20 protein-coding genes, 3 tRNA genes and 1 pseudogene are annotated in these 24,683 nt (G+C 72.3%); 14 read left to right on the plus strand and 10 right to left on the minus strand.

What is annotated here, in order from left to right; genetic code table 11:
- Positions 1 to 131: 131 nt before the first annotated feature.
- The gene (gene upp, locus ACFWVE_RS15925) at positions 132 to 767 is read right to left on the minus strand and encodes a uracil phosphoribosyltransferase (RefSeq protein ID WP_384013738.1); all 636 of its coding nucleotides are present in this window, start codon (positions 765 to 767) and stop codon (positions 132 to 134) included.
- Between the two features lie 170 nt (positions 768 to 937).
- Here upp and ACFWVE_RS15930 point away from each other — a divergent pair, with 170 nt between their 5' ends.
- The 8 genes from ACFWVE_RS15930 (at position 938) to ACFWVE_RS15965 (ending at position 5,651) form a co-directional block, all read left to right on the plus strand.
- Positions 938 to 1,228, plus strand: coding sequence for a hypothetical protein (locus ACFWVE_RS15930; RefSeq protein ID WP_384013898.1), 291 nt, complete (start codon positions 938 to 940; stop codon positions 1,226 to 1,228).
- 374 nt (positions 1,229 to 1,602) lie between these two features.
- Positions 1,603 to 2,145, plus strand: a complete 543-nt coding sequence (locus tag ACFWVE_RS15935) for a hypothetical protein (RefSeq protein ID WP_384013741.1) — start codon at positions 1,603 to 1,605, stop codon at positions 2,143 to 2,145.
- Between the two features lie 47 nt (positions 2,146 to 2,192).
- Positions 2,193 to 2,624 carry a tRNA adenosine(34) deaminase TadA gene (tadA, locus tag ACFWVE_RS15940; RefSeq protein WP_384013883.1) on the plus strand — a complete coding sequence of 144 codons (432 nt, stop codon included), beginning with the start codon at positions 2,193 to 2,195 and terminating at the stop codon, positions 2,622 to 2,624.
- Between the two features lie 67 nt (positions 2,625 to 2,691).
- Positions 2,692 to 2,776 (plus strand) — tRNA-Ser (locus ACFWVE_RS15945).
- Between the two features lie 129 nt (positions 2,777 to 2,905).
- Positions 2,906 to 3,076, plus strand: a complete 171-nt coding sequence (locus ACFWVE_RS15950) for a hypothetical protein (RefSeq protein ID WP_384013901.1) — start codon at positions 2,906 to 2,908, stop codon at positions 3,074 to 3,076.
- Positions 3,076 to 3,369: a Dabb family protein gene (locus ACFWVE_RS15955; protein WP_384013744.1), complete on the plus strand. Its 294-nt coding sequence runs from the start codon at positions 3,076 to 3,078 to the stop codon at positions 3,367 to 3,369. The genes ACFWVE_RS15950 and ACFWVE_RS15955 overlap by 1 nt, the downstream gene beginning before the upstream one ends.
- A gap of 168 nt (positions 3,370 to 3,537) precedes the next feature.
- Complete coding sequence (locus ACFWVE_RS15960; protein WP_384013747.1) at positions 3,538 to 4,488, plus strand: RNA polymerase sigma factor SigF; 951 nt, start codon at positions 3,538 to 3,540, stop codon at positions 4,486 to 4,488.
- Between the two features lie 245 nt (positions 4,489 to 4,733).
- Positions 4,734 to 5,651, plus strand: a complete 918-nt coding sequence (locus ACFWVE_RS15965; protein WP_384013750.1) for an RNA polymerase sigma factor SigF — start codon at positions 4,734 to 4,736, stop codon at positions 5,649 to 5,651.
- Between the two features lie 181 nt (positions 5,652 to 5,832).
- Here ACFWVE_RS15965 and ACFWVE_RS15970 read toward each other — a convergent pair whose 3' ends face one another.
- The gene (locus ACFWVE_RS15970; RefSeq protein WP_384013753.1) at positions 5,833 to 6,030 is read right to left on the minus strand and encodes a hypothetical protein; all 198 of its coding nucleotides are present in this window, start codon (positions 6,028 to 6,030) and stop codon (positions 5,833 to 5,835) included.
- Positions 6,031 to 6,376: 346 nt separating this feature from the next.
- Here ACFWVE_RS15970 and ACFWVE_RS15975 point away from each other — a divergent pair.
- From ACFWVE_RS15975 to ACFWVE_RS15985, 3 genes and pseudogenes are all read left to right on the plus strand, one after another.
- Positions 6,377 to 6,862: pseudogene (locus tag ACFWVE_RS15975) on the plus strand (MarR family winged helix-turn-helix transcriptional regulator); the annotation flags it as partial.
- Between the two features lie 141 nt (positions 6,863 to 7,003).
- The gene (locus ACFWVE_RS15980) at positions 7,004 to 8,767 is read left to right on the plus strand and encodes an MDR family MFS transporter (RefSeq protein ID WP_384013755.1); all 1,764 of its coding nucleotides are present in this window, start codon (positions 7,004 to 7,006) and stop codon (positions 8,765 to 8,767) included.
- Between the two features lie 129 nt (positions 8,768 to 8,896).
- Entirely contained in the window at positions 8,897 to 9,367 is a 471-nt protein-coding gene (locus tag ACFWVE_RS15985; RefSeq protein ID WP_326753792.1) for a PPOX class F420-dependent oxidoreductase, read from the plus strand.
- Between the two features lie 75 nt (positions 9,368 to 9,442).
- Here the strand turns inward: ACFWVE_RS15985 and ACFWVE_RS15990 are convergent, their stop codons facing one another.
- From ACFWVE_RS15990 to ACFWVE_RS16015, 6 genes are all read right to left on the minus strand, one after another.
- Positions 9,443 to 11,731, minus strand: a complete 2,289-nt coding sequence (locus tag ACFWVE_RS15990) for an ArnT family glycosyltransferase (protein WP_384013758.1) — start codon at positions 11,729 to 11,731, stop codon at positions 9,443 to 9,445.
- Positions 11,728 to 13,200: a glycosyltransferase gene (locus tag ACFWVE_RS15995; protein WP_384013761.1), complete on the minus strand. Its 1,473-nt coding sequence runs from the start codon at positions 13,198 to 13,200 to the stop codon at positions 11,728 to 11,730. Before ACFWVE_RS15995 ends, ACFWVE_RS15990 begins: the two co-directional genes overlap by 4 nt.
- Before the next feature lie 14 nt (positions 13,201 to 13,214).
- Positions 13,215 to 14,885 carry an ATP-binding protein gene (locus ACFWVE_RS16000; protein WP_384013764.1) on the minus strand — a complete coding sequence of 557 codons (1,671 nt, stop codon included), beginning with the start codon at positions 14,883 to 14,885 and terminating at the stop codon, positions 13,215 to 13,217.
- Positions 14,882 to 15,622, minus strand: coding sequence for a response regulator transcription factor (locus ACFWVE_RS16005; RefSeq protein ID WP_384013767.1), 741 nt, complete (start codon positions 15,620 to 15,622; stop codon positions 14,882 to 14,884). Before ACFWVE_RS16005 ends, ACFWVE_RS16000 begins: the two co-directional genes overlap by 4 nt.
- Positions 15,623 to 15,714: 92 nt before the next feature.
- Positions 15,715 to 16,770 carry an amidohydrolase family protein gene (locus ACFWVE_RS16010; protein WP_384013770.1) on the minus strand — a complete coding sequence of 352 codons (1,056 nt, stop codon included), beginning with the start codon at positions 16,768 to 16,770 and terminating at the stop codon, positions 15,715 to 15,717.
- A 141-nt stretch (positions 16,771 to 16,911) separates the two neighbouring features.
- Positions 16,912 to 17,838 carry a DUF2797 domain-containing protein gene (locus ACFWVE_RS16015; protein ID WP_384013773.1) on the minus strand — a complete coding sequence of 309 codons (927 nt, stop codon included), beginning with the start codon at positions 17,836 to 17,838 and terminating at the stop codon, positions 16,912 to 16,914.
- 192 nt (positions 17,839 to 18,030) lie between these two features.
- Here ACFWVE_RS16015 and ACFWVE_RS16020 point away from each other — a divergent pair, with 192 nt between their 5' ends.
- Positions 18,031 to 18,465, plus strand: coding sequence for a hypothetical protein (locus ACFWVE_RS16020; protein ID WP_384013775.1), 435 nt, complete (start codon positions 18,031 to 18,033; stop codon positions 18,463 to 18,465).
- A gap of 30 nt (positions 18,466 to 18,495) precedes the next feature.
- Entirely contained in the window at positions 18,496 to 19,041 is a 546-nt protein-coding gene (locus tag ACFWVE_RS16025; protein WP_384013778.1) for a potassium channel family protein, read from the plus strand.
- Positions 19,042 to 19,109: 68 nt separating this feature from the next.
- Here ACFWVE_RS16025 and ACFWVE_RS16030 read toward each other — a convergent pair.
- Positions 19,110 to 19,182, minus strand: a tRNA-Arg gene (locus tag ACFWVE_RS16030).
- A gap of 189 nt (positions 19,183 to 19,371) precedes the next feature.
- A tRNA-Ser gene (locus ACFWVE_RS16035) sits at positions 19,372 to 19,462 on the minus strand.
- A gap of 393 nt (positions 19,463 to 19,855) precedes the next feature.
- Here ACFWVE_RS16035 and ACFWVE_RS16040 point away from each other — a divergent pair.
- Positions 19,856 to 24,538 (plus strand): PAS domain-containing protein, encoded by a 4,683-nt coding sequence (locus ACFWVE_RS16040; RefSeq protein ID WP_384013781.1) that lies wholly within the window; start codon positions 19,856 to 19,858, stop codon positions 24,536 to 24,538.
- The last annotated feature ends 145 nt before the right edge of the window (positions 24,539 to 24,683 follow it).

The raw sequence follows: 24,683 nt of genomic DNA on the forward strand, positions 1-24,683 counted from the left end.
CACCACAACCCCCCCGGCCCCCCCCGCCGCCCCCCCCCCCCCCCCGGGGCCCCCCCGCTTCGTACGGGCTGCGTATCGCCTGTGTACGGCTCCGTACCGGCTGCGTACCGGCGACGGGCGGGCCTGCTCGGCTACTCGACCGCCCCGTACATCCGGTCCCCCGCGTCGCCGAGGCCCGGCACGATGTAGCCGTGCTCGTTGAGGCGCTCGTCGACCGACGCCGTCACGACGGTCACCGGAGTGCCGGCCAGCTCGCGCTCCATGACCTCGACGCCCTCCGGCGCGGCCAGCAGCACCACGGCGGTCACATCGTCCGCGCCCCGCTTGATCAGCTCCTGGATCGCGGCGACCAGCGTGCCGCCGGTGGCGAGCATCGGGTCCAGCACGTACACCTGACGCCCGGAGAGGTCCTCCGGCATCCGGGTGGCGTACGTCGAGGCCTGCAGCGTCTCCTCGTTGCGGATCATGCCGAGGAAGCCCACCTCGGCGGTCGGCAGCAGCCGGACCATGCCGTCCAGCATGCCGAGACCGGCCCGCAGGATCGGCACCACCAGCGGGCGCGGGTGGGAGAGCTTGACGCCCGTGGTCCGCTCCACCGGCGTGTGGATGTCGACCTGCTCGGTGCGCACGTCGCGCGTGGCCTCGTAGGCGAGGAGGGTGACCAGCTCGTCGGCGAGACGGCGGAAGGTCGCGGAGTCGGTGCGCCGGTCGCGCAGCGTGGTGAGCTTGTGTGCGACCAGGGGGTGGTCGACGACGTGGAGACGCATGCCCCCACATTAACCGGGCGGGGCCGGGCTCGGCTCCCCCGCACACGGCAAGCCCCACGGCCCGCCGCTACTCCTTCGGTGGCGTCAAAACGCTCGTCCGGGGGAAGGTGGCAGGGACGGACTGGGGTGATGAAGCAATGTCTGAGCGGAATTCCCGAGATGAGCCGTCGGTGCGGGAGACACCCGGCGGCCTGCGCGGCGCGCCCGGAGAGGCCGGCACGAGCCGCGCGGGCCGCTCGGGCCGCGCGGCCCGCGCATCGGAGGTGTCCGGCGTCTCCGGGGTGCCCGGCATGACCGGGCCGCCCGGGGCTGACGAGACGGACGCCGAACGGCGGCGGCGGCGCGCCCGGTTTCTGCGCGAACTCGCCGAGGCCAGAGAACTGCGCGACCGGGTCCAGCCACGCCGCGCCAAGGCGGCCCGGCTGCGGCACGCGATGCGCATGCGGACCTTCCGCTGGTAGGACTCCCATGGCGTCCCGGGACGGGGCGCCCCCGGTGAGCGAGGCACCGCGGACCCGGCGGAAACAGGCCCGGCTGCGGGAAGATCGCGGCTCATGCGGGTGTTTGCCGAGTGGCCGTACGAGGACGGCAGTCCGAGCCGCGTACGATCCGCTGTGGCGGCGGCGAGCGCGCCGACGGGTCCCGGGCAGGCTCCGGGGGAATACTCGGCGGCGCGGGGTCAAAACTGCCGGACACAGGGAGTCGAAGACGTCCCCTGTCGGCCTTGTTTCTGCCACGATTCCGAGTGGGCGGGGCTCGTAGAGCACTCCTCGTCCACACACCTCCGCCGGGGGGATTCCCAACCGGCACACCTAAGACCAGTGGGAGAGTCACGGTGTACTTCGCCGCACTGCTCGCGCGCACCGAAGACGGGTGGGAAGCGAGCGACACGGAGCTCGACGATGTGGAGACCCTGTCGGATCTGGCCGACCTGGCCCGGGAAGCCGCCCCCGACGAGGACACGGTGCTCGTGCTGATCGAGCAGGAGGGCGGCTGGTTCGGCGTCGTCCGCGTGGACGGCGAGGACGACCCTCGTATCTACGTGTCCGACGCCGCGGCCGCCGCCCGCAGCAGCTACGGCGAGATCCTGCTCACCGACGAGCTGCTCGGCCGGGAACCGGGGAACGACGGCCCCGACCTGGACGCCCTCGACCTCGACGGCACGGAGGACGGCGAACCGGACGACGACCGCGCGGGCGGGGACGGTGCGGCGGACACCGGTTCCGCCGATTCCGTGCCGCACGGGCCGGTCGGCGACGCCATGGTCCTGGACGACCTGGGCGTGAGCGAGATGGACCTGCGCTCGCTGTCCGGGGACGCACTGGGCGAGATCGCCGAGGTCCTGGGCGCCGCGGAGGTCCTGGAGACCGTCCGCTGACCGGGCCCACCCCACCCGACCCGGTGCGCGACCCCTGGCGGACCGCGATGCGGCTCGCCCTGGCCGAGGCCGAGCGGGCCGTCCGGGGCGGGGACGTCCCCGTCGGCGCCGTCGTCCTGGCGCCGGACGGCAGCACCGTGCTGGCCTCCGGGCACAACGAGCGCGAGGCCGGCCGCGACCCCACCGCGCACGCGGAACTGCTCGCCCTGCGGCGGGCCGCGGCGACGCTCGGACAGTGGCGGCTGACCGGCTGCACCCTCGTGGTGACGCTGGAGCCCTGCACGATGTGCGCGGGCGCCCTCCAGCAGTCCCGGGTCGACCGGATCGTCTACGGCGCCCGGGACGAGAAGGCGGGCGCGGCCGGCTCCCTCTGGGACGTCGTCCGCGACCGGCGGCTCAACCACCGGCCCGAAGTCGTCGAAGGAGTGCTCGCAGAGGAGTGCGCGCACCTGCTCACGGCGTTCTTCCGGGACCGCTGACGGCGGGGCCGCCGCACCCCGAATACCGATTTCAAAGCATCGCGCCGTGTGCTGTAAGGTCTCTCTCGGTAGCGTGTCCGAGCGGCCGAAGGAGCTCGCCTCGAAAGCGAGTGTGGCGCAAGTCACCGAGGGTTCAAATCCCTCCGCTACCGCTGGTGAAGGGCCCCGTCGTCAGGCGGGGCCCTTCGTGCGATCATGGGCCCCGCTCGGCACGCGGGGGTGACGCCGGTGGCGACAGTGACACCGGTGCACAACAGTGACAGGGGAGGGCCGCGATGGCGGTGAACGCGAAGAGGGTCGCCGTCTACGTCCTCGTGGTCTTCGCGCTGTATGTGATCATCACGGATCCCGCCAGGGCGGCGGACTACGTCCAGATAGCGTTCGAGGGCATATCCGACGCCGCGACCGCCGTCGGGGACTTCATGACATGGCTCGCCAACGGAGGAGACTGATGATCCGCCACCTGGTCCTCTTCAGGCTGAACGAGGGCGTGGAGCGCGACGACCCGCGCGTCGTCGCGGGCGTGGAGGCGTTCCGTTCGCTCGAGGGCAGGATCCCGGAGATCCGCTTCTGGGAGTGCGCCTGGAACATCAGCGACCGGCCCATCGCCTACGACTTCGCCATCAACTCGGCGTTCGACGACGCCGACGCGCTGCGCCGGTACGTGGAGCACCCGGAGCATCAGGCGGGCGTCGGCCTGTGGCGCGAGTTCGCCACGTGGGTGATCGCCGACTACGAGTTCTGAGTCCTCGCCCCAGCAGCCCTCCGTCGCGATGACGGGGGGCTTTCCCGCATTCTCGGCACTGCTCGCCCTCAACACGGAATATGCGGTGCTTGCACACAGTGAGCATGTCTTGTGATGCTATGACCGCTTTTGACGGATGAGTCGACCGATGAAGAGGTGGCGTTGACCGTGTCGGCCAGTACTGCGCCGCCCCAGGACCAGGTGTCCGCCCTGACTCCGGCTCCGGCTCAGTCCCCGGACACCCCGGCCACGCCCGCCGCCCCTCCCATCCCTCCTGTCCCCCCCACCCCTCCCGTCTCCCCCACCCCTCCTCCCGACACTCCACCGTCCGCCGCCGCCCCGTCCCCCGCCAAGCGCCGCGGGGCGGACACCCGGGCGCTGACCCAGGTGCTCTTCGGCCAGCTCAAGAACCTTCGGCCGGGCACGCCGGAGCACACCCGCGTACGCGCCGCGCTCATCGAGGCCAACCTGCCGCTCGTGCGCTACGCGGCCGCCCGTTTCCGCTCCCGCAACGAGCCGATGGAGGACGTGGTCCAGGTCGGCACCATCGGGCTCATCAACGCCATCGACCGCTTCGACCCGGAGCGGGGCGTGCAGTTCCCGACGTTCGCGATGCCGACGGTGGTCGGCGAGATCAAGCGGTACTTCCGTGACAACGTCCGCACCGTCCACGTACCGCGCCGGCTGCACGAGCTGTGGGTGCAGGTCAACAGCGCGACCGAGGACCTCACGACCGCCTTCGGGCGCTCCCCGACGACCGCCGAGATCGCCGAACGGCTGCGCATCACCGAGGAGGAGGTGCTCTCCTGCATCGAGGCCGGGCGGTCGTACCACGCCACCTCCCTCGAGGCCGCGCAGGAGGGCGACGGGCTCCCCGGGATCCTCGACCGGCTCGGCTACGAGGACCCGGCACTGGACGGCGTCGAGCACCGCGACCTCGTCCGGCACCTGCTCGTCCAGCTCCCCGAGCGGGAACAGCGGATCCTGCTGCTGCGGTACTACAGCAACCTCACCCAGTCGCAGATCAGCGCCGAACTGGGCGTCTCCCAGATGCACGTGTCCCGGCTGCTCGCACGCAGCTTCCAGCGACTGCGGTCCGCAAACAGGATCGATGCGTAACCCCTGAGAGCGAATCGCTCACCAGTGCCTTTACCTGTGCTTCCGGTCTGAAATACCGCCAGATCCTCTGTTTCCAGGGCTGATTCGCAGGATCGATGTCGACATGTCACTACAGCGCGTTGCCGACATGTGACATTCTGCCGGAAGCGCGTTTGCCGAAGCCCCGGCTCCGGTATTCAGGTGAAGGCTGCGTTCCTCGGACGGGAACGTTCGCCGCGACCGTCCCGCGACCCAAAGGGGGTGGCATGTCCGCAGACCAGGGCAGCTCGAAGGTGCTCACGCTCGCGGAGAGCGAGACAGCTCCCAATGCTCTCGACGTACTCGGCCCCATCGACGACGCTCAGGCCCTCGCGGCCGCGCCCGCTCCAGACCTTCCGGAGGCAACCCTTCCGGACACGGCGGCGTTCGACACCCGCACTCTGTCCCGCTCCCTGTTCCTGCGGCTCGCCGCACTCGACGAGAACAGTCCGGAGCGCGGCTACGTCCGGGACACCCTGATCGAGCTCAACCTCCCACTGGTGCGGTACGCGGCAGCCCGTTTCCGCTCGCGCAACGAGCCGATGGAGGACATCGTCCAGGTCGGCACCATCGGGCTGATCAAGGCGATCGACCGCTTCGACTGCGAACGGGGCGTGGAGTTCCCGACGTTCGCGATGCCGACGGTGGTCGGCGAGATCAAGCGCTTCTTCCGCGACACGTCGTGGTCGGTGCGGGTGCCGCGCCGGCTGCAGGAGCTGCGCCTGGCGCTGACGAAGGCCGGCGACGAGCTCTCCCAGAAGCTCGACCGCTCCCCGACGGTCCCCGAACTCGCCGCGCTGCTGGGCGTGTCCGAGGAGGACGTCGTCGACGGACTCGCGGTCGGCAACGCGTACACGGCGTCCTCGCTGGACTCCCCGGCGCCCGAGGACGACGGCGGCGAGGGCTCGCTCGCGGACCGCCTCGGCTACGAGGACACGGCGCTGGAGGGTGTGGAGTACCGGGAGTCGCTCAAGCCCCTGCTGGCCAAGCTGCCGCCCCGGGAGCGGCGGATCATCATGCTGCGCTTCTTCGCCAACATGACGCAGTCACAGATCGGCGAGGAGGTCGGCATCTCCCAGATGCACGTCTCCCGGCTGCTCACCCGGACCCTGGCCCAGCTGCGCGAGGGCCTCATCGCGGACTGAGACACCGGTCGGACCGAGACAACGGTCGGACCGAGACAACGGTCGGACCGAGACACACCGGCCGCCGACGGCCACTGGCTCTCGCCATCGGTTCATCGGCTACCGGCACGGACGCGGACCTGCGGCCGCCGGGGCGCCCCTCACGGGCGCAACGGCGGCCTCCGCGCGTCCTGCTGCCGGGTCAGCCCAGCGCCAGCCAGGCCACGGCCGCGACGATCGCCACGGCGACGACGACACCGATGATCAGACCGATACGCGGACCGCCACCGCTCGTCGCGGCGGCCTGCTGCCCCTGAGGGGCGTCGTCGACGAACGCGCGGAACATCTGGGTGCTGCCGGCGGGGTCGTGGTTGCCCTGCGGGGCCTGGGAGTTAGCCATGGCCCGAGACACTAGCGAACCGCGCGCACAAGTCCCAAGCGGGGGCGCCTCCCAGGCGCCCGCACGGGCGCCCGCACGGGGCGGTTGCGGGGTGCGGTCGCGGGGTGCGGTCGCGGGGTGCGGTCGCGGAGGCGAGCGTCGTTCGACGGTACGGGCTGCGTGCGGCCCGGGGCGGGGTCGGAGCGTCCGGTCGGTGGTGCGGAATGACCGATGATCCGCCCCACCTGCGCATTTACGATTCGCCATGCTTGCCTTTGCCAAGTTTTGGGCGCTTGAACCTCGTTTTTATTTGCCTTCAGCAACCATCCACTTCTACCGTTGCCCTAAGCAACAAATGGGAGGTGTCATGGCCGAGCAGGCGCAGTACGAGGAGCTGGTACGGCAGCTCAGTGCCTTCGGCGCGGTGAAGCGGGAGCTGCGCCGGAGCATGCCGGCCGACTTCCACAGCGGCTCCGCCGCCGTGCTGGCGGCCATCGGCCGCCACGGCGACATGCGTATGAGCAGGCTCGCCGAGCTGCTCGCCGTCGATCTGTCGGTCACCAGCCGTCATGTCACCCATGTGGCCGAGCGCGGCTGGATCGAGCGCTCCCCCGACCCGACCGACAAGCGCTCCCGCATCCTGCGCCTGACCCCCGCGGGCCAAGTCCAGCTCGACGCGTTGTTCCGACAGGCCACCCATCTGCTCGCCGAGCGCCTGGACGACTGGTCCGACGACGAGATCGGCCTGCTCGCCCGGCTCATGTCCCGGCTCCGGGACAGCTTCGGCGACTGCCGGCCCACGCCCCGCGCGACACCACCGCCGGACACCGCACCACCCGCGGCTCCCGCCTCCGCCCCGGGCCCCGCAGGCCCTTCGGACCTCGCGCCGCCCGAGGCTTCCACAGCCTCCGCGGCACCGGCGCCCCGCGTCCCGCAGGACACCGAGACCACCCGAACACCCGTACACCCGTAAACGCGTAAGAGAAGGAAGTCCATGGCAACGACCACACCGACCGGTGTGCGGGCTCAGGCCGGGCACGGGGGAGACTCCTCCGGAAGCGGCGCTTCGATGTCCCACCGGCAGATCCTGGAGGCACTGTCGGGCCTGCTGCTCGGCATGTTCGCGGCGATCCTGTCCTCCACCATCGTCTCCAACGCCCTGCCCGAGATCATCACCGACCTCGGCGGCGGCCAGAGCGCCTACACCTGGGTCGTGACGGCGGCGCTGCTGTCGATGACGGCGTCCACCCCCCTGTGGGGCAAGCTGGCCGACCTGATCAGCAAGAAGACGCTGGTCCAGACGGCCCTGGTCATCTTCATCGTGGGCTCCGTGGTCGCCGGCACGGCACAGAACCCCGGCATGCTGATCACGGCCCGGGTCATCCAGGGTCTCGGCGCCGGCGGTCTGACCGCGCTGGCCCAGATCATCATGGCCGCGATGATCTCCCCCAGGGAGCGCGGCCGCTACTCCGGCTACCTGGGCTCGACCTTCGCCGTCGCGACCGTGGGCGGCCCGCTGATCGGCGGCGTGATCACCGACACCTCGTGGCTCGGCTGGCGCTGGTGCCTGTACGTCGGTGTGCCGTTCGCGCTGATCGCCCTGGTCGTGCTGCAGAAGACCCTGAAGCTGCCGGAGACCAGGCGCAGGGCGAAGGTCGACTGGGTCGGCGCCTTCTTCGTCACCGCGGCCGTCAGCCTGCTGCTCATCTGGGTCACCTTCGCCGACGACAAGTTCGCCTGGGTGTCCTGGCAGACGTACACGATGGTCGGCGGCGCGCTGCTGCTCACCCTGGTCTTCCTGTTCGTCGAGACGAAGGCCGCCGAGCCGATCATCCCGCTGCGGCTGTTCCGCAACCGCACCATCACGCTGGCCTCGGTCGCCTCGCTGTTCGTCGGTATCGCGATGTTCGCCGGAACCATCTACTTCAGCCAGTTCTTCCAGCTGGCCCGGAACGAGTCCCCGACCATGTCGGGTGTTCTGACCATCCCGATGATCGGCGGCCTGTTCGTCTCCTCGACCGTCTCCGGTCTGGTGATCACCCGGACCGGCAGGTGGAAGGCCTGGCTCGTCGTCGGCGGCGCGCTGCTGACCGCCGCTCTGGGGCTGCTGAGCTCCATACGTCACGACACCCCGTACTGGCACATCGGCGTCTTCATGGCGATCATGGGCCTCGGCATCGGCATGATGATGCAGAACCTGGTGCTGTGCACGCAGAACCAGGTCGAACCGAGCGACCTCGGAGCCGCCAGCTCCGTCGTCACCTTCTTCCGGTCGCTCGGCGGCGCGGTGGGCGTCTCGGTGCTCGGCTCGGTCATGTCCACCCGGATCAACCACTACGCCCAGGACACCATCGGCTCGCTGAGCCCGCAGGAGCAGGCCGCCGCCGCCCGGTCGGCCGGTTCCGGTGAACTGCCGGACATGGACCTGCTGCCCGACGGCATCCGCACCTGGCTGGAGAGCGCCTACGGGCACGGCATCGCCGACATCTTCCTGTACGTCGCCCCGGTCGCCTTCCTCGCCTTCCTGGTGACGTTGTTCATCAAGGAGGTCCCGCTGCGGACCTCGGGCGCGCTGGCCCAGGCCGCCGAGTCGCTCTCCGCCGCGCCGGTCCCGGTGGCTGCCGGTGCGACGGGCGGGACCACTGGCGGGGCGGCAGAGACCGACGCCGACGCCGACGCCGACGCCGCGAACGTCCCGAGCCGGTCCGGCTCCGGCTCCGGCTCCGGCTCCGGCTCCGGCTCCGGCTCCGACAAGTAATCCGGGACCGTCCGGTCCCTACGACCCCGGCCCGTGGCGGCCGGCGCGCTCCCGGCGGAGGCGCGCCCCGCCGCGGGCCGTTCTTCTTCGCCACGGGTGAGGGGAGCCCGTCGGCCCTAGGCTGGCGCCATGGCACCGAACATCGCGACGAACACCCGCGTCTCCCTCGACGAACTGCTGGACTTCGTACGGCCCCGGCACCGCGCGATCCTGCTGACCCGGCGGGCCGACGGAAGCCCGCAGGGGTCGCCGCTGACCTGCGGGGTCGACGACTCCGGCCGGATCGTGCTCTCCACCTACCCGGAGCGCGCCAAGACCCGCAACGCCAAGAGGGACACCCGCGTGAGCCTGATCGTCCTCAGCGACGACTGGAACGGGCCCTGGGTACAGATCGACGGCACCGCCGAGGTCGTCGACACGCCCGAGTCGGTGGAGCCGCTCGTGGAGTACTACCGGAACATCGCCGGTGAGCACCCCGACTGGGACGAGTACCGGGCGGCCATGGTCAAGCAGGGCAAGTCGATCATCCGGATCACCCCGGAGCGGTGGGGCCCGGTGGCGACGGGCGGCTTCCCGGCACGGCTGGTCGAAGGGGAGTAGCGAAAGGGCGGTGGCTTCCGGTGCCACCGCCCTCCGCCCGCTTGCCGGCGCCTGCCGACGCCCGCTGAGTGATCGTCAGCCGTCGGCCTTCCGTGTGAGGTCGTAGAAGGTGGCCGAGCCTGCCGTCACCTCCTTGAAGTTCTCCTCCACCCAGGAGGTGATCTGCGAAGAGGTGCTGGAGTCACCGGAGTCGTCGCCCTCGCCCGTACCTCCGCCCGCACCGCCACCCATGCCACCACCGGCGACGAAGTAGTGGATCTTCCCTTCCGCCACGTACTGCTGGAACTGGGCCAGCGTCGGCGACGGGTCGGTGCCGTTGAAGCCGCCGATCGCCATCACGGGTTCGCCGGTGGCGAGTTGGTAGCTCGCGGCGTTCTGGGCGCCGATCGCGGCGGCGGCCCAGGTGTAGTGCTCGGCGTCGGTCTCCAGCAGTTCCCCGGCCTCGGAGTCGACATTCGCGCCGCCGAGCAGCCCGCCCATGCCACCGCCGCCGCCCGGCATGCCGTTCTCGGCGCTGGCGCCGGTACCGCCCTGCTGATTCCGGCCCCCTTGGCCGTCCTGGCCCATCGGCCCGCCGCCGGGGAAGCCGCCGTTGCCGTCGGTGCCACCAGTGCCGTCGGTGCCGCCTCCGGGCGGGGTCCGGCCCTGCTGGTTCTGCCGGCCCTGACCGTCCCCGCCGGGGAGACCACCGCCCCCGCCAGGACCGTCACCCCCGCCGCCCGGACCACCCCGGCCGCCCATGCTCGCGCCGGCCGGACCCGCCGTGACGATGGAACCGGTGTGCCCTTCCTGCACCGTGCTCAGCGTGTACGCCGTCGGACCGGCCAGCGCCGCCACCAGCGCCGCCCCGGCCACCGTGAGCCCCAGGCGGCGGCCGAGACGGCCCACGAAGACCAGTCCGAGTGCCGCGGCCAGCCCACCCGCCAGAACCAGCCACCTCAGCCAGGGCAGGTACTCGGGCGTGCGGTGGAGCAGGACGTACCCCCAGGCGGCGGTGGCCGTCACGGCGGCCGCGAGGGTGAGGGAGACAGGAACCGAACGGCGCCTCTCCCACAGGGCGACCGAGCCCATGCCGACCAGTGCCGCGATGTACGGCGCGAGGGCCACCGTGTAGTACTCGTGGAAAATGCCGGCCATGTAGCTGAAGACGGCAGTCGTCATCAGCAGCGCGCCGCCCCAGACCAGGAACGAGCCGCGCGCCGGGTCGGTCCGCCCGGCCCTGCGGGTGAGAACCAGCCCCGCGACCAGCAGGATCAGCGCGGCGGGCAGCAGCCAGGAGATCTGGCCACCGATCGAGGAGTTGAACATCCGGTCCCAGCCGGTCTCACCCCACTGCCCGCCACCGCCACCGGCACCGGCACCGGCACCGGCACCAGCGGGCCCACCGGCGCCGCCACCGCCGACACTGCCCGTCTCCTCGCCGTTGAGCCGGCCGAGGCCGTTGTAGCCGAAGGTCAGCTCCAGGAAGCTGTTGTTCTGCGAGCCGCCGATGTACGGGCGGGAGGACGCGGGCCACAGCTCGACGACCGCCACCCACCAGCCGCCGGAGACGACCAGCGCGAGGGTCGCCCACGCCAGCTGCACCATCCGCTTCCCCGGCTTCACCGGGGCACAGACGCCGTAGACGAGCGCGAGGGCCGGGAGGATGAGGAAGGCCTGGAGCGTCTTCGCCAGGAAGGCGAAGCCGATCACGGCACCGGCCCACACCAGCCACTTCGTACGGCCGTCCTCCAGGGCCCGGACGACGAGGTAGCAGGCGAGGGACATCAGCAGCGCCAGCATGGCGTCGGGATTGTTGAACCGGAACATCAGTGCGGCGACCGGCGTCAACGCCAGCACGGTGCCCGCGATCAGACCGGCGGCCGGACCGAAACGGCGGCGCACGGACGCGTACACGACGGCGACCGTGCCGACGCCCATCAGCACCTCGGGCACGAGGATCGCCCAGGAGTTCAGGCCGAAGATCCGCACCGAGAGCTCCATCGGCCACAGCGAGGCCGGGGGCTTGTCCACGGTGATGGCGTTCGCCGCGTCCAGCGAACCGAAGAAGAACGCCTTCCACGACTCGCTGCCCGCCTGCACGGCCGCCGAGTAGAAGGAGTTGGCATATCCGGACGCGCTCAGGTTGTACAGGTACAGCAGTCCGGTCACCAGCAGCAGGCCGAGGAGGGCCGGGCGGACCCAGCGGGGATCATCGGGCCTGCCGCACCACAGTCTCCGGGCGAGCGGCTGCCGCGGTTCACCCGCCGCGGGGGCAGGGGCGGGGTGAGGGGCCGACCGGGGCGGTCCCCAGGTGGCGGGGTCCGCCCCGGGGCTCGTGCCGGGACTCGCCCCGGGACTCGTCTGATCGGACTGCGTGGTCATCGAGGGTTCCTCGGGTCGGTGCCGGCCGGGCCGGACGGGTGGGAGGCGTGGGTGGCGTGGGGCACGGCGGGCGGGCGCACCGGCTGGAGCCGCATGGTCGCGTCCCGCCAGGAGCGGTCGGTGTCGAAGGCGTCGAAGGCGTCGAAGGCGTCGGAGGCGTCGGAGGCCTGGGTCTGCGGCGCGGTGTCACCGTGGTGACGGGAGGCATGGCGGTCGCGGTCCGGGAACACCCAGGACCGGAACAGCAGGAACCGCAGCACCGTCGCGGCGAGGTTGGCGGCGATGAGGACCGCCAGTTCGGTGGAGTGGGCGGGGTCGCCGGCCGCGGCGTTGAGCGCGGCGAGCGAGCCGGCGGTCAGCACGAGGCCGATACCGAAGACGACCAGCCCCTGCGCCTGGTGCCGTACCGCGCCGCCGCGCCCCCGCACCCCGAAGGTGAGCCTGCGGTTGGCAGCAGTGTTGGCGACCGCCGAGACCAGCAGGGCGAGCCCGTTGGCGGTCTGGGAGCCGGTGAAGCTCCGGAAGCCGCTGTAGAGAAGCAGGTAGAACAGGGTGGACAGGACGCCGACGACGCAGAAGCCGACCAACTGCCGTGCCAGCCCCTGCGGTACGCCCGTCAGCTCGCGGTCGCGCGGGTCGTCGCCGAAGGGCCTGGCCAGTCGGTCCAGCGGCAGTGAGCCGGTGGCCAGCGCCCTGCCGACCCGCCACACGCCCTTGAGGTCGTCGGTCGCCGTCCGGACGATGTGCACGGTCGAGTCGGGGTCGTCGACCCAGTCGACCGGCACCTCGTGGATCCGCAGCCCCGCGCGCTCGGCGAGCACCAGCAGTTCGGTGTCGAAGAACCAGCCGCTGTCCTCCACCAGCGGGAGCAGCACCTGGGCGACGTCCCGGCGGATCGCCTTGAAACCGCACTGCGCGTCGGAGAAGCGGGCCTGGAGCGAACCCCGCAGGATCAGGTTGTACGAGCGGCTGATGAACTCCCGCTTGGCGCCCCGCACGACCCGCGAACTCCGGCTCAGCCGGGAGCCGATGGCGAGGTCCGAGTGGCCGGAGATCAGCGGGGCGACCAGCGGCAGCAGGGCGTTCAGGTCGGTGGAGAGGTCCACGTCCATGTAGGCGAGGACGGGGGCGTCCGAGGCCGACCAGACGGTCCGCAGGGCCCGGCCCCGCCCCTTCTGCTCCAGCCGGAAGGACCTCACCTCCGCGATCCGCTCCGCCAGCCCCGCCGCCACCTGTGCGGTGGTGTCCGTGGAGGCGTTGTCCGCGATCGTGATGCGGAACGCGTAGGGGAAGGTGCGGGTGAGGTGCTCGTGCAGTCTGCGGACGCACGGCTGGAGGTCCTTCTCCTCGTTGTAGACGGGGATCACTACGTCCAGAACCGGCGTGGCGGCTCCCGCGACCGGGAGGTGCTCCCGGGACGGCAGCTGCTCCCACGCCGGCCCGGGGCCGGAAGAAGAGTCGGTTCGCATGGCACCGACTCTTCTCAAGTCCCCTGTTCTGCCCGTGTGTTGAGGCTGTGCTGCACCTGTGAGTACGGAGCCGGGGACCCGGGCGCGCAGAGGTACGGGGACGGGTGGGAGGCGGACGCCGGCTGCGGTGCGAGCGGGGGAAGCGGTGCGAGGGCGGGCAGCCGGAGCGTGAACACCGTCCGCCCCGGCACGCTCCGGACGGTCACGGCACCGCCGTGCGCGGTCGCGACGGCCTGCACGATGGCCAGCCCCAGACCGGTCGAACCACCGGCCGAGGAGGCCACGGAAGCCGAGCCGGCCGAGCCGGCCGAGCGGGTGCGCGCCGCGTCTCCGCGCGCGAACCGTTCGAAGACGTGCGGGAGCAGCGCCGGCGGGATGCCGGGCCCGTTGTCCTCCACCTCCACGTACAGCCAGGGGCCGCGGAGCCGCACCCCCGCGGTCACGGTGGTGCCCGGCGGCGTGTGGGTGCGGGCGTTGCCGAGCAGGTTGACGAGCACCTGCTGGAGGCGGGCCGCGTCGGCGTGCGCGGTGGCGGGTTCGTCGGGCAGTTCCAGCCGCCAGTGATGATCCGGACCGGCCGCGCGGGCGTCGCTGACGGTGTCCACGACGAGCGGCACGAGGTCGGTCTCCTCGAACTGCAGGGGCCGCCCGGCGTCCAGGCGGGCGAGCAGCAGCAGGTCCTCGACGAGCAGGGTCATCCGGCCCGCCTCGGACTCGATCCGCCGCAACGCGTGCCGGGTGTCGGGGCCGACCTCCTCCCGCCCCCGCCGGGTGAGTTCGGCGTAGCCCCGGATGGAGGCCAAGGGCGTACGCAGCTCATGGCTGGCGTCCGCGACGAACTGCCGTACCCGCGTCTCGCTCGCCTGCCGGGCGTGCAGCGCGCCGTGGACGTGGTCGAGCATCCGGTTCAGGGCGGCGCCGACCCGGCCGACCTCGGTGTGCGGATCGCACTCGGCCTCCGGCACCCGCTCCTCGAGGGTCACCTCGCCGCGGTGCAGCGGCAGTTCGGAGACACGGGTGGCGGTGGCGGCGACCCTGCGCAACGGGCTGGTCGCGACGCCGACGAGGACGAACCCCGCGATCCCGGCGGCCACCAGCCCGGCGCCGGTGACACTCACCTCGACCAGGATGAGGGTGCTGATGGTGTCGTCGGTGTTCTCGGTCGGCAGCGCGACGTAGAACTCACCGTTCCGGCCGCTCGAGTACTGCACGCGGTACTCGCCCAGCCCGGGAATCAGTGCGGTGTGCGGTCTCTCGTCGCGCGGGACGGCCGCGAGGGCGGCGAGCCGGGCGTCGGTGAGCGGCGCGGCCTCGGGCGTCGTGGCCCCGTTCTCCCTCCTGAGCTGGCTGACGACCCCTTCGTCCACCTGGCCGTCCTCGACGGTCGCACCGATCGTGCCGATGCCCTGCGGGCCGATCACGACGAATTCGAGCGGGTCCTGGCCGTCCAGGTGCTGGGGCCGCGGCCCGCCGTCGTCGGGCCCGCCGACGGCACGCATCGCCACCTCGCGCAGCTGCCCGTCCAGCTGCTCGTACAGATGCGACCGCAGGGCCAGCGTCGTCACCGTGCCGATCACCGCGCAGACCGCGGCGATCAGCACCACGGACGCGACGACGAGCCGGGTCCGGAGCGTGCGCGGTGTGCCCGCTCTCCGCCGTGGACGCGGCCGTCGCCGTCCGCTCACGACACCGCGGGCTTGATCAGGTACCCGGCACCACGCCGGGTGTGGATCATCGGCTCCCGGCCGGCGTCGATCTTCCGGCGCAGATACGAGATGTACAGCTCGACGACGTTCGCCTGTCCGCCGAAGTCGTAGGACCACACCCGGTCGAGAATCTGCGCCTTGCTGAGCACGCGCCGCGGGTTGCGCATCAGATAGCGCAGCAGTTCGAATTCGGTGGCGGTGAGGTGGATACTCGCCCCGGCCCGGGTCACGTCGTGACTGTCCTCGTCCAGCGTGAGGTCGCCGACGACCAGCATGGACTCGGACCGGCGGTCGGCAGCGCCGGAGCGCCGGATCAGCCCGCGCAGCCGCGCGACGACCTCCTCCAGGCTGAACGGCTTGGTCACGTAGTCGTCGCCGCCGGCGGTCAGGCCCGCGATACGGTCCTCGACCGCGTCCTTGGCGGTGAGGAACAGGACGGGCACGTCCTGGTGCTCGCGGCGCAGCCGCCCGAGCACGGACAGCCCGTCCATGTCCGGCAGCATCATGTCCAGGACGACGGCATCGGGCCGGAACTCGCGCGCGGCCCGGACGGCGCCCTGGCCGTCCCCTTCGCTGCGGATCTGCCAGCCTTCGTAGCGCAGGGCCATGGACAGGAGTTCGGTGATCGACTGCTCGTCGTCCACCACCAGCACGCGGACGGGGCTCCCGTCCGGCCTCAGCAGTTCGGTGCGCCCCTGGGGCGAGGTCGTGGTCATGCTGCACACCGTCGCGGGGACCTCTGAGAGCGCCCTTTCGTAAGTCTGTGTTTTCCCTGAGAATCCCGGCACGCGACGGGGGAGCGCGCGTTTCAGCCGGCGCTGCCGCCGATACCGGCGCTGTCGGCATTGCCGCCGATACCGGCGCTCCGGCTTCCGCTTGCGTTCTCCCGCAGGCCGAAGAGGTGGGCCGCGTTGTCGTGGCACACCGCCCGCAGCCACGCCGGCCCGAGCCCGAGCCGCTCCAGGGCCTGGAGCTGGTGGAGGTACGGGTACGGGATGTTGGGGAAGTCGGTGCCGAGCAGGATCCGGTCGCCCAGGTCGGCCAGCCGGGGCAGGGCCCGCCGGGGGAACGGCGCCATGCGCTCGGCGAAGTCGGTGAACGCCATCGTGGTGTCCAGCCGCACCTGCGGGTAGCGCTCGGCAAGGTCGAGGAAGTCCTCGTACTCGGGCATCCCGAGGTGCGCCACGACCAGGCGCAGCCGGGGATGCCGGGCCAGCACCCTCGCGACCGGCCCGGGGCCGGTGTACTTGCCGGGCGCGGGCCCGGAGCCGCAGTGGATCACCACCGGGACACCTGCCTCGGCGAGCACGCCCCAGGCGCCGTCGAGCAACGCGTCGGCCGGGTCGTACGCCCCCACCTGCACATGCGCCTTGAAGGCCCGCGCCCCCTCTTCGACGGCGTCCCTGACCAGGCTCTCGGCCCCGGGCTCGGGGAACAGCGTCGCGGTGTGCAGGCAGCCGGGCGTACGACGGGCGAAGTCGACCGCCCAGCCGTTCAGCCACCGCGCCATGCCGGGCTTGTGCGGATAGAGCATGGCCGTGAAGGCACGCACCCCGAACTCCCGCAGCAGCCCGGCCCGCTCGCTCTCCTCCTGCCGGTAGGTGATCGGCCACTCGACCCCGCCGGTCAGCGGCCCGAGCGCGTCGAAGTAGGCCCACACCTTGCGCAGCACCCGCTCCGGCATGAAGTGCGTGTGCACGTCGACCAGCCCGGGAAGCCCGAGCCCCTCCCAGAACCGCCGCACCTCGACGGATTCCGAGGCAACGGCCGAGTCCGTTGCCGACTCCGACTCCGGATCCGGCTCCGGCTCCGGCTCCGGCTCCGGCTCCGGCTCCGGCTCCGACGCCATGAGGTGATCACCCATACCGCCACGATCGCCCGTGGCCGCACCCCGGGTCCACCCCCGTACGGCGAGAACCAACGAACAGACCGGAGAACCGATCCCGGCGACCGAGTCCCGGGGCCGAGCCCGGCGACCGAGTCCGGCGGCAGGCACCGGTCCGGATCAGAACAACCCGTCCTGCACCCCCGCCCGCCCGCCGTCCCCCCTCGCTCCTCCGACGCCCTTCACTCCCTTCGGGTGTCTCACCGGCAGATCGAACGCCCGCCCCCCACCCGGCACGAGCCCCCACCCGCCCAGCAACCGCGTATCAAGCACCACGACGTCGGCCCGCCCCCCACCCGCTGTCATGACACGCAGATGCAGATCCGGCCCCGCCGCGGCCACCAGCTCCCCGCTCACCGCACCCCCGGCGACCAGCTCGCCCACCTCCCCCAGCGCGGCCGGCACCCCCGCCAGCCCGAACACCCGCACATGATCGACGGGCTGGAAAGGCTCACGGGTCAGGGACTCGGGCCATCCGGTCAGGGCGACCGACCGGCCATGCAGCTCCGCAAGCTCGGCCGCGCGCTCCCCCTCCGTGTCGAAAAGCGCCGCCCGCACCGCACGCTTGTCGGCGTACGGAATCCGGTCGGGCACCCGGAGCGCGGCGCTCAGCAGCGCCTCGGTACGCCGGGCCGCCATCAACGGCCCGGTCCCCAGCCAGCTGAAGCAGACCGCGCCCTGCTCCAGCAGCCGCGCCGAGCCCCGGGCCACCCCGGTGATCCCGACCTTGACCATCCCCGGCCCGAACCACGCCAGATACACGCGGTACGGCCGCGGATCGTCCGCGACGGTGTCGGCGGCCACGGAGTGCGCCCGGTCCAGCCGCGCGCACTCCTCGCAGCGCGCCCCCGTACTCCGCGCCGGCACCACCGCGGCAAGCGGACACGTGTGCCCCCGTGCCCCGACACAGGTCCGTACGCCTCCTTCCTCGACCGCGAAGGCCACCCGTTTCCCCCAGGTCAGCGCGGTACGCCGCCCGCCCTCCCACATCAGCACGGGACCGTCCGCCGACCAGCGCAGCCCCGAGCATCTCCATGCCTGTGCCATCTCCGACGAGAGTAGAGGCGGGCACTGACAACGCCCCGCATCCACTCCCTGTCCGTCCGCACCGAGGTGCCGAGCGCCCCCCGGGGTGCAAACCTGGAGGAGGTGCCGCACACCTCGGCGCCCACTCGGGGCCCGCTCGGGAACATACCGCTCGGGAATGCACCGCTCGGGGACAGCCGAAAGGGCGAGCACATGGCGAGCAACGTCGGCGAAACGCACCACCGGGCCGGCTGGGAGCCGCGCAGCGCCTGGGCGGCGGGCTGGACAGCGGCCGCGGCGGTGCTGATGACCTTCGGCGGGATCATGGCGATCTTCCAGGGCATCGCGGCCATCGCGGAGGACGACGTCTTCGTCACCACCAGCGACTTCACCTACGCGTTCAGCCTGACCGGCTGGGGCTGGGTACACCTGATCCTCGGCGCCCTCGTCCTGGCCGCCGGGCTCGCCCTGTTCAGCGGGGCGGTCTGGGCCCGCGTCGCAGGCGTCGCACTGGCCGGCCTGAGTATGATCGCCAACTTCGTGTGGCTGCCCTACGCGCCGGTCTGGTCGATCGTCCTCATCGTCATCGACGGCTTCATCATCTGGGCCCTGTGCTCACCACGCCGCGAGACGACGCCCCAGGCCTAGGAACACCACCCCGGACTTCCTCCCCGTCCCATGGAAAGCAGCGAGAAGAAGCCCTCCACGGCATCGAGCATCCTGTGGCGCCGGCTCGCCCAGACAGCCGGCGCGACCGTCCTGGTCACCGCCTACTTCCTGCTCCCCCTCGACCACCTGGGCCCCCGCCGGCCCGTCCTGAGCTGGACCCTCTTCGGCCTGGCACTGGGTTTCATCGCCGTCCTGCTGCTCCAGCAGATCGGCCACGTCCTGTTCGACCACCCGCACGCCCGGCCCGGACTGGTCATCCCCCTGCTGATGTGCCTGTCCATCCTGGTCTTCGCGACGGCCTACCAGGCCCTGGCCCAGCATCCCGGCGAACTCATCGGTCTCACCACCCGCCTGGACGCCCTCTACTTCACACTGGTCACCCTCGCCACCATCGGCTACGGCGACATCACCCCCCAGGGCCAGGCGGCCCGCCTGGTCACCATGCTCCAGATCCTCTACACCTTCATCTTCCTCACCGCGGCGGCCACCGCCCTGAGCCGCCAACTCCGCACCAAGCTCCTCCGCCACAGAACCGACCACGAGCACACATCCTGATCCCGCCCGATCCCGTTTCCAACACGCGAGAGCCCCGCCGGTTCAACCGGCGGGGCTCTCGTCTTCTGTGCACTCGGCAGGATTCGAACCTGCAACCTTCTGATCCGTAGTCAGATGCTCTATCCGTTAAGCTACGAGTGCGTGTTTTTCAGTTTTCTCGCCGCTCCCGGCCCTCTGCGGGCTCGCTCGCGGCGACAGGAAGAACATTACATGACCGCCGCCGCCATGTGAAATCCGTTTGGCCCATCCCTTGTGACCTGGGGAAACAGCGGTTCGGGCCGGGTACACGACGAAGCCCCGGCCGAGTGGGCCGGGGCTTCGCAATCGGTGCGGAGGCGGAGGGATTTGAACCCTCGATGGGCTTTAAGGCCCAAACCGCATTAGCAGTGCGGCGCCATAGACCGGACTAGGCGACGCCTCCGTGCACGACGTTCCTCGCGCGAGCGCGGTTCAGTGGTGCGTGCCGATGATGACACAGTCGTGCGTGGTGTCACCAATCGCCCCCCACGGTACTAGGCGCGACGGCCGCAGAGCAAAGCTCTTCCGACGGGCGTGTGGCGGGCGCGTCGTCGTCGCCGGCGGGCAGGCCGGACCGCGTGGAGGTCCCGCAACGGTTCGGGTGCGGCGGGGCGGTCCGTGGCCGGTGACGGGCGGCGGAGGCGTTACATCACCGTCACGTTACGTGCGACCTCGGTCTCATCCGGCGTCGCGAGCGCAACCCCAGCCCTTAGACTCCCTCGCGTGACACGTTGAAGGCCGGTTGGCAAGATGGCCCGAACAATCGGCACGTAGCGGAACAGGAAGGAAGCGTCTCGTGAGCAGCAGGCCATCCCGAGGCACTGCTCGCCTCGCAGCCATACTGGACGCGCTTCCGGACGCCTTGGTGCTGGTCAACGCCAACGGGACGGTCGTCAACGCCAACACCATCGCCCTCGAGGCCTTCGAGACTCCGGGTACGGCGCTGGTGGGGCGCGGGCTGCTCGACCTGCTGCCGGAGTTCGACTCCAAGCTCATCCCCGGCTCCATGCGCCGGCCCGACCACATCGACCCGCGGGCCCGTACCAGGCCGACGCGGATGATCGCCCGACGGACCGACGGGACCGAGTTCCCGGTCGAGGTCACCAGTGCGAATCTGGAGACCGGCCAACAGGCCTACGACAACTACGGCTACACCGGCGACGAACTGCTGATGCTCGTCGTACGCGACCTGTCCGGCGCCGTGGACACCGAGGCCGAGCTGGCGCGTTCGCAACGGCAGACCGAGATGATCCTGCGAGCCGCCGCCGAGGGCGTCGTCGGGACGGACACCGACGGGCGGATCGTCCTCGTCAACCCGGCCGCCGCCCAGATACTGGGCTACCGCGCCAGCGACCTCGGCGGACGTGAGCTGCACACCCTCGTCCTCCACTCGCGCGCCGACGGCTCCCCCTTCCCGTACGACGAGTCCCCGCTCGCCGACACCCTGCGCTCCGGACGCAAGCACCGGGTGCGCGGGCAGGTGCTGTACTCCAAGAACGGCGACAAGGTGTCGGTCGACCTGACGACCGCGCCGGTACGCGACGGCGACCAGCTCGTCGGCGCCGTCATGACCTTCACCGACCGGCGTCCGTACGACACGCTCGTCAAGGAGAAGGAGGAGACCGAGCGACAGCACGCCGAGGAACTGGAGCGGCTCGCCGAGGAGCACGCCTCCGAGCTCACCGCCCTGCGCCAGAACCACGTCCGCGAGCTGGAGGAACTGCGGGAGGCGCACACCGAGGGACTCGCCGCGAACGAGGAGCGGTACGCCGCGCTCGGCGAGCGGGAGAAGGACCGCTTCGAGGCCCTCGCCGGCCGGCACGAGCAGCTGCTGACGCTGCTCGGGCAGTCCCTCAGGAGCCCGCTGGAGGAACTCCGCCGCGAGCTGGCCGCGCTGGCCGCCGACGACGCCGGACAGCTGTGGCCCGAGGCCAACCAGGTACTCCACCACCTGTCGGCCGGCTACTCCCGGATCACCACCCTCATCGACAACGTCCTCGGCTTCCAGCGGCTCGACTCCGGGACGGGGAACATCACCCGTACGAAGGTGATGCTCGACGCCGTCGTCGCCGCCGGTGTCGACGGGGCCGTGGAACTCATCGGGCCCGGCCGGGTGCAGTTCGCCGTGCACGCGCCGCCCATCGAGGCCGAGGTCGACGCGCGGCTGCTCGCCACCGCCCTCGCCCACCTCGTCGCGGATGTCGCGGGCGTCGACGCCACCGGCAACACTCCCGTGTCGGCGGGCGGTTACCTGGACAACACGGTCGTGGTCGCGGCCGCACAGCGCGGCGAGGTCGTACGTATCGAGGTGCGCGGGCCGTACAGCGGCGGCGACCCGGTGCACGAGCCGATCGTGCGCGGGATCGTACGAGCGCACGGCGGTGTGCTGCAGACGCACGAAGTACCGGGGATGAGCGGCAGCGCGTTCGTCCTCGAGGTGCCCATCGGGGCCGGTGCGGGTGTCGTCGCCGCAGGCCAGGCGCCTGCCCAGCTCGCACTGCCCGCCGGAGTACCGGCGGCCGAGGGACCGGCGGCCGAGGGACCGGGCGTGGCACCGGTGCCGGGAGTTGTGCCGGGCTCGGTCCCGGCCGAGGAGGCTGCCGCTGCCGCGGGCGGTCAGCAGGGTTCCGGTGGCGGACGGCGGAGGGCCCGGCGGTCCTCGGTGGACGCGTTCCTGGACAGCGAGGTGCCGGGAGCCGACGACGGCTCCGGCGCCGGTACGGACGCCACGGCACCCACCGGCCGGCGCAGGCGCCGGGCGGCCGCGGAAGCCGCGGAGCCCGTACCGCCCGTACAACCCGTACCGCCCGCGCAGATTCCGGCTCAGGCGTCCGGCGGGACCGGACGGCGGCGTGGCCGGCCGGCCGAGGGCGCGGAGGCCGCTGCCGCCGCTGTCGTCCCGGGTGCGGGTCCGGGCGGGGCCGTCGGCCCGGTCGGTGCGATCGGCTCCGGGGCCGGGGTGTCCGAGGGGGCCGTCGTCACGGCGGCCGAGTACGCGGCGGGGTCCGCCGCCTCGAACACCGGGCTGGGCGGGACCGTACCGCCGCAGGGCGTACCCGTCCCCGCCGGAGGACAGCGTCCCCGGCAGGCCTCCGGTGAGCAGCACGCCCTGCCGCCCGCGCTGCCCGCGGTGGGCAGTGGGGACGGAACGGCCGGTGCCTCCCAGGGGCAAGGGCAGGAGCCTGGCCAGGGGGAGGGGCAGCAGACTCAGGGGGCCGGGCGACGCCGGCGTGCGCTGGCGGCGGCCACCGAGCGGGCGGCGGCGCAGGAGGCCGCGCCCCGTACGGTGTTCGCCCTGCCGCCCGCCGAGGCGGACCAGGGGGAACAGGGCGGGGCCGTCGGCGCGGCCGGGCAGAGCCCGGCGCAGGGACCGGCACCGGGCTCGGTTCCCGTGGCGGTGCCCGGACCGGCTGCTTCCGAGGACGCGCTGATCGACGGGGGGCGCCATGACGCCGCCCCGCACGACCAGTCCGACGATCACACTCCTCCGCAGCCGCACCCCACCAGCGCCCCGACGGGCCGCCGCCGACGGGCCGCCGCCCAGCCGGCCGAGCAGAGCACGGCCCCTTCACCGACGCAGGCCGCTCAGGCTCAGGCCCCAGGGGTTCCGGTCCAGACCCCGGGGGTCCCGGTCCAGGTTCCAGAGGTTCCGGCCGGAGGTGCCGCTCAGCCGGTTCCCGCACCGGTCGCGCCGGTGCAGGGGGCTGCCCCGCAGGGAGCGGCCCTTCCGCCGGCCGTTCCGCCACAGGGCATCACCGGGCAGGAGCGCATGGCCGCCGTCCCGGGACAGCCGCCACAGGCACAGGTGCCGGCACCAGCACCGGCATCCCCCGATCAGCTCCAGGCGGTTTCCGCCGGACAGCCGTTGCCCCAGCCGGCAGCGCTGCCGCCCGCTGCCCAGGGACAACCCCAGGCACAAGGACAGGCGCAGCCCGTCGTTCCGGCCGCGGAGCAGCCCGCCTCCGTGGCCCAGCCGCTGCCCGCCGAGGCAGCGCCCGGTCAGGGAACTCCGCCCCAGGGCACCCCGTCCGCACAGCCGCCGTGGCCCGCCGCCGGTGACACCTCCGGCGCCGGAACTCCCGTACCGCCGCAGAGTGCTCCCGTACCGCCGAACGGCATGCCGACGCCCGTGCCGGCCACCCCGCTGCCTCCCGAGAACGCGGCGCCCGCGCAACGGGCCGCTCAGCCGCTCCCCGTCGAGACGGCGGCACCGTCGGTGCCGCCGGTGCCGGTGGACCCGGACTCGACCCAGGGGCGTGCGTTCAGCGTGCGCACACTGGGGCAGGGCGTGCCGTTCACCCGGCAGGCCGCCCGGGTCCAGCAGCCGCTGCCGTCGGCCACGCCTCCCCCGCATCAGCCTGGCGGCTCGGGCCGCCGCCGCAAACTCGGTACGCGCCCCGACCCGGCCGGGGGCCAGGAGCAGAGCGCGCACCCGCACGCGACGAACGGCTCCGCCCCCGCCCAGCGGCAGGCCCAGGCAGCGGCCCAGTCCCCTGCCCGCGCCCAGGCACCCGCGCAGACACCGCCCCCGCAGCCTCAGCCGTACTCCCCGTCGCAGTCCCAGGCCCAGCCTCAGCACCCGATCGCCGGTCAGCCGGGCCAGTCGCGGCTCGCGCCGACGACCGAGGGAACGGGACGCTCGTACGCCATAGGAGCGCCGGACGCGGACGCGGCCGAGGGGCCCGAGCCGTTGGACGGTCCGGGCGGGGCCGTCGAGGTGGCGGACCCCCCTCGTCCGCAGCCGATGGACGACGAACTGCCGCCTGAGCCCTTGGACAACCCCCGTCGGCTGCTGGTGTGGCCCGCGCCGGACGTCGCCACGCAGCAGGCGCTGAGCGACCGCGGCTACCGGCCGGTGATCGTGCACTCGCGCGAGGAGGTCGACGCCCAGATCGCGGCGTTCCCCGCCGCGCTGTTCGTGGACCCGCTGACCGGGCCGATCACCCGTACGGCGCTCCAGTCGCTGCGGACGGCGGCGGTGGCCGCCGACGTGCCGGTGCTCGTCACGGCCGGGCTGGGGCAGGCCTCGCGCGACGCCGCCTACGGCGCCGATCCCGCGGTACTGCTGAAGGCCCTCGCGCCTCGGGACAGCGAGCAGCATCCGCCGCGGGTGCTGCTGATCGAGGAGCACGCGGAGATCGCGCTCGCGCTGACCGGGACGCTGGAGCGGCGCGGCATGCAGGTCGCGCGGGCGGCGGGTGACGCGGACGCGGTGGCGCTGGCGGGGCAGTTCCGGCCGAACCTGGTGGTGATGGACCTGATGCAGGTACGCCGTCAGCAGGCCGGGATCGTCGACTGGCTGCGGGCGAACGGACAGCTCACCCGCACCCCGCTCGTCGTCTACACCGCCGCCGTCGACCAGAGGGACCTGCCGCGGCTGGCCTCCGGCGAGACGGTGCTGTTCCTCGCGGAGCGCTCCACGAGTGACGAGGTGCAGGACAGGATCGTCGACCTGCTGGCGCGCATCGGCACCAACTGAGCCGCGCCGGGGCCGTACCGAGGGTGCCGCCCGCGCCTTCCCTCCGGGCGCACGTCGACGCGGCCCCGCGCACGCCGGCCCCGTGACCGGTCGGCGTGCGCGGGGCGCGTCATGGAGTGTCCGGCGCGCGCAGGGACGCACGCCG

The sequence above is a fragment of the Streptomyces sp. NPDC058632 genome (assembly GCF_042717095.1).
Lineage (GTDB): Bacteria > Actinomycetota > Actinomycetes > Streptomycetales > Streptomycetaceae > Streptomyces.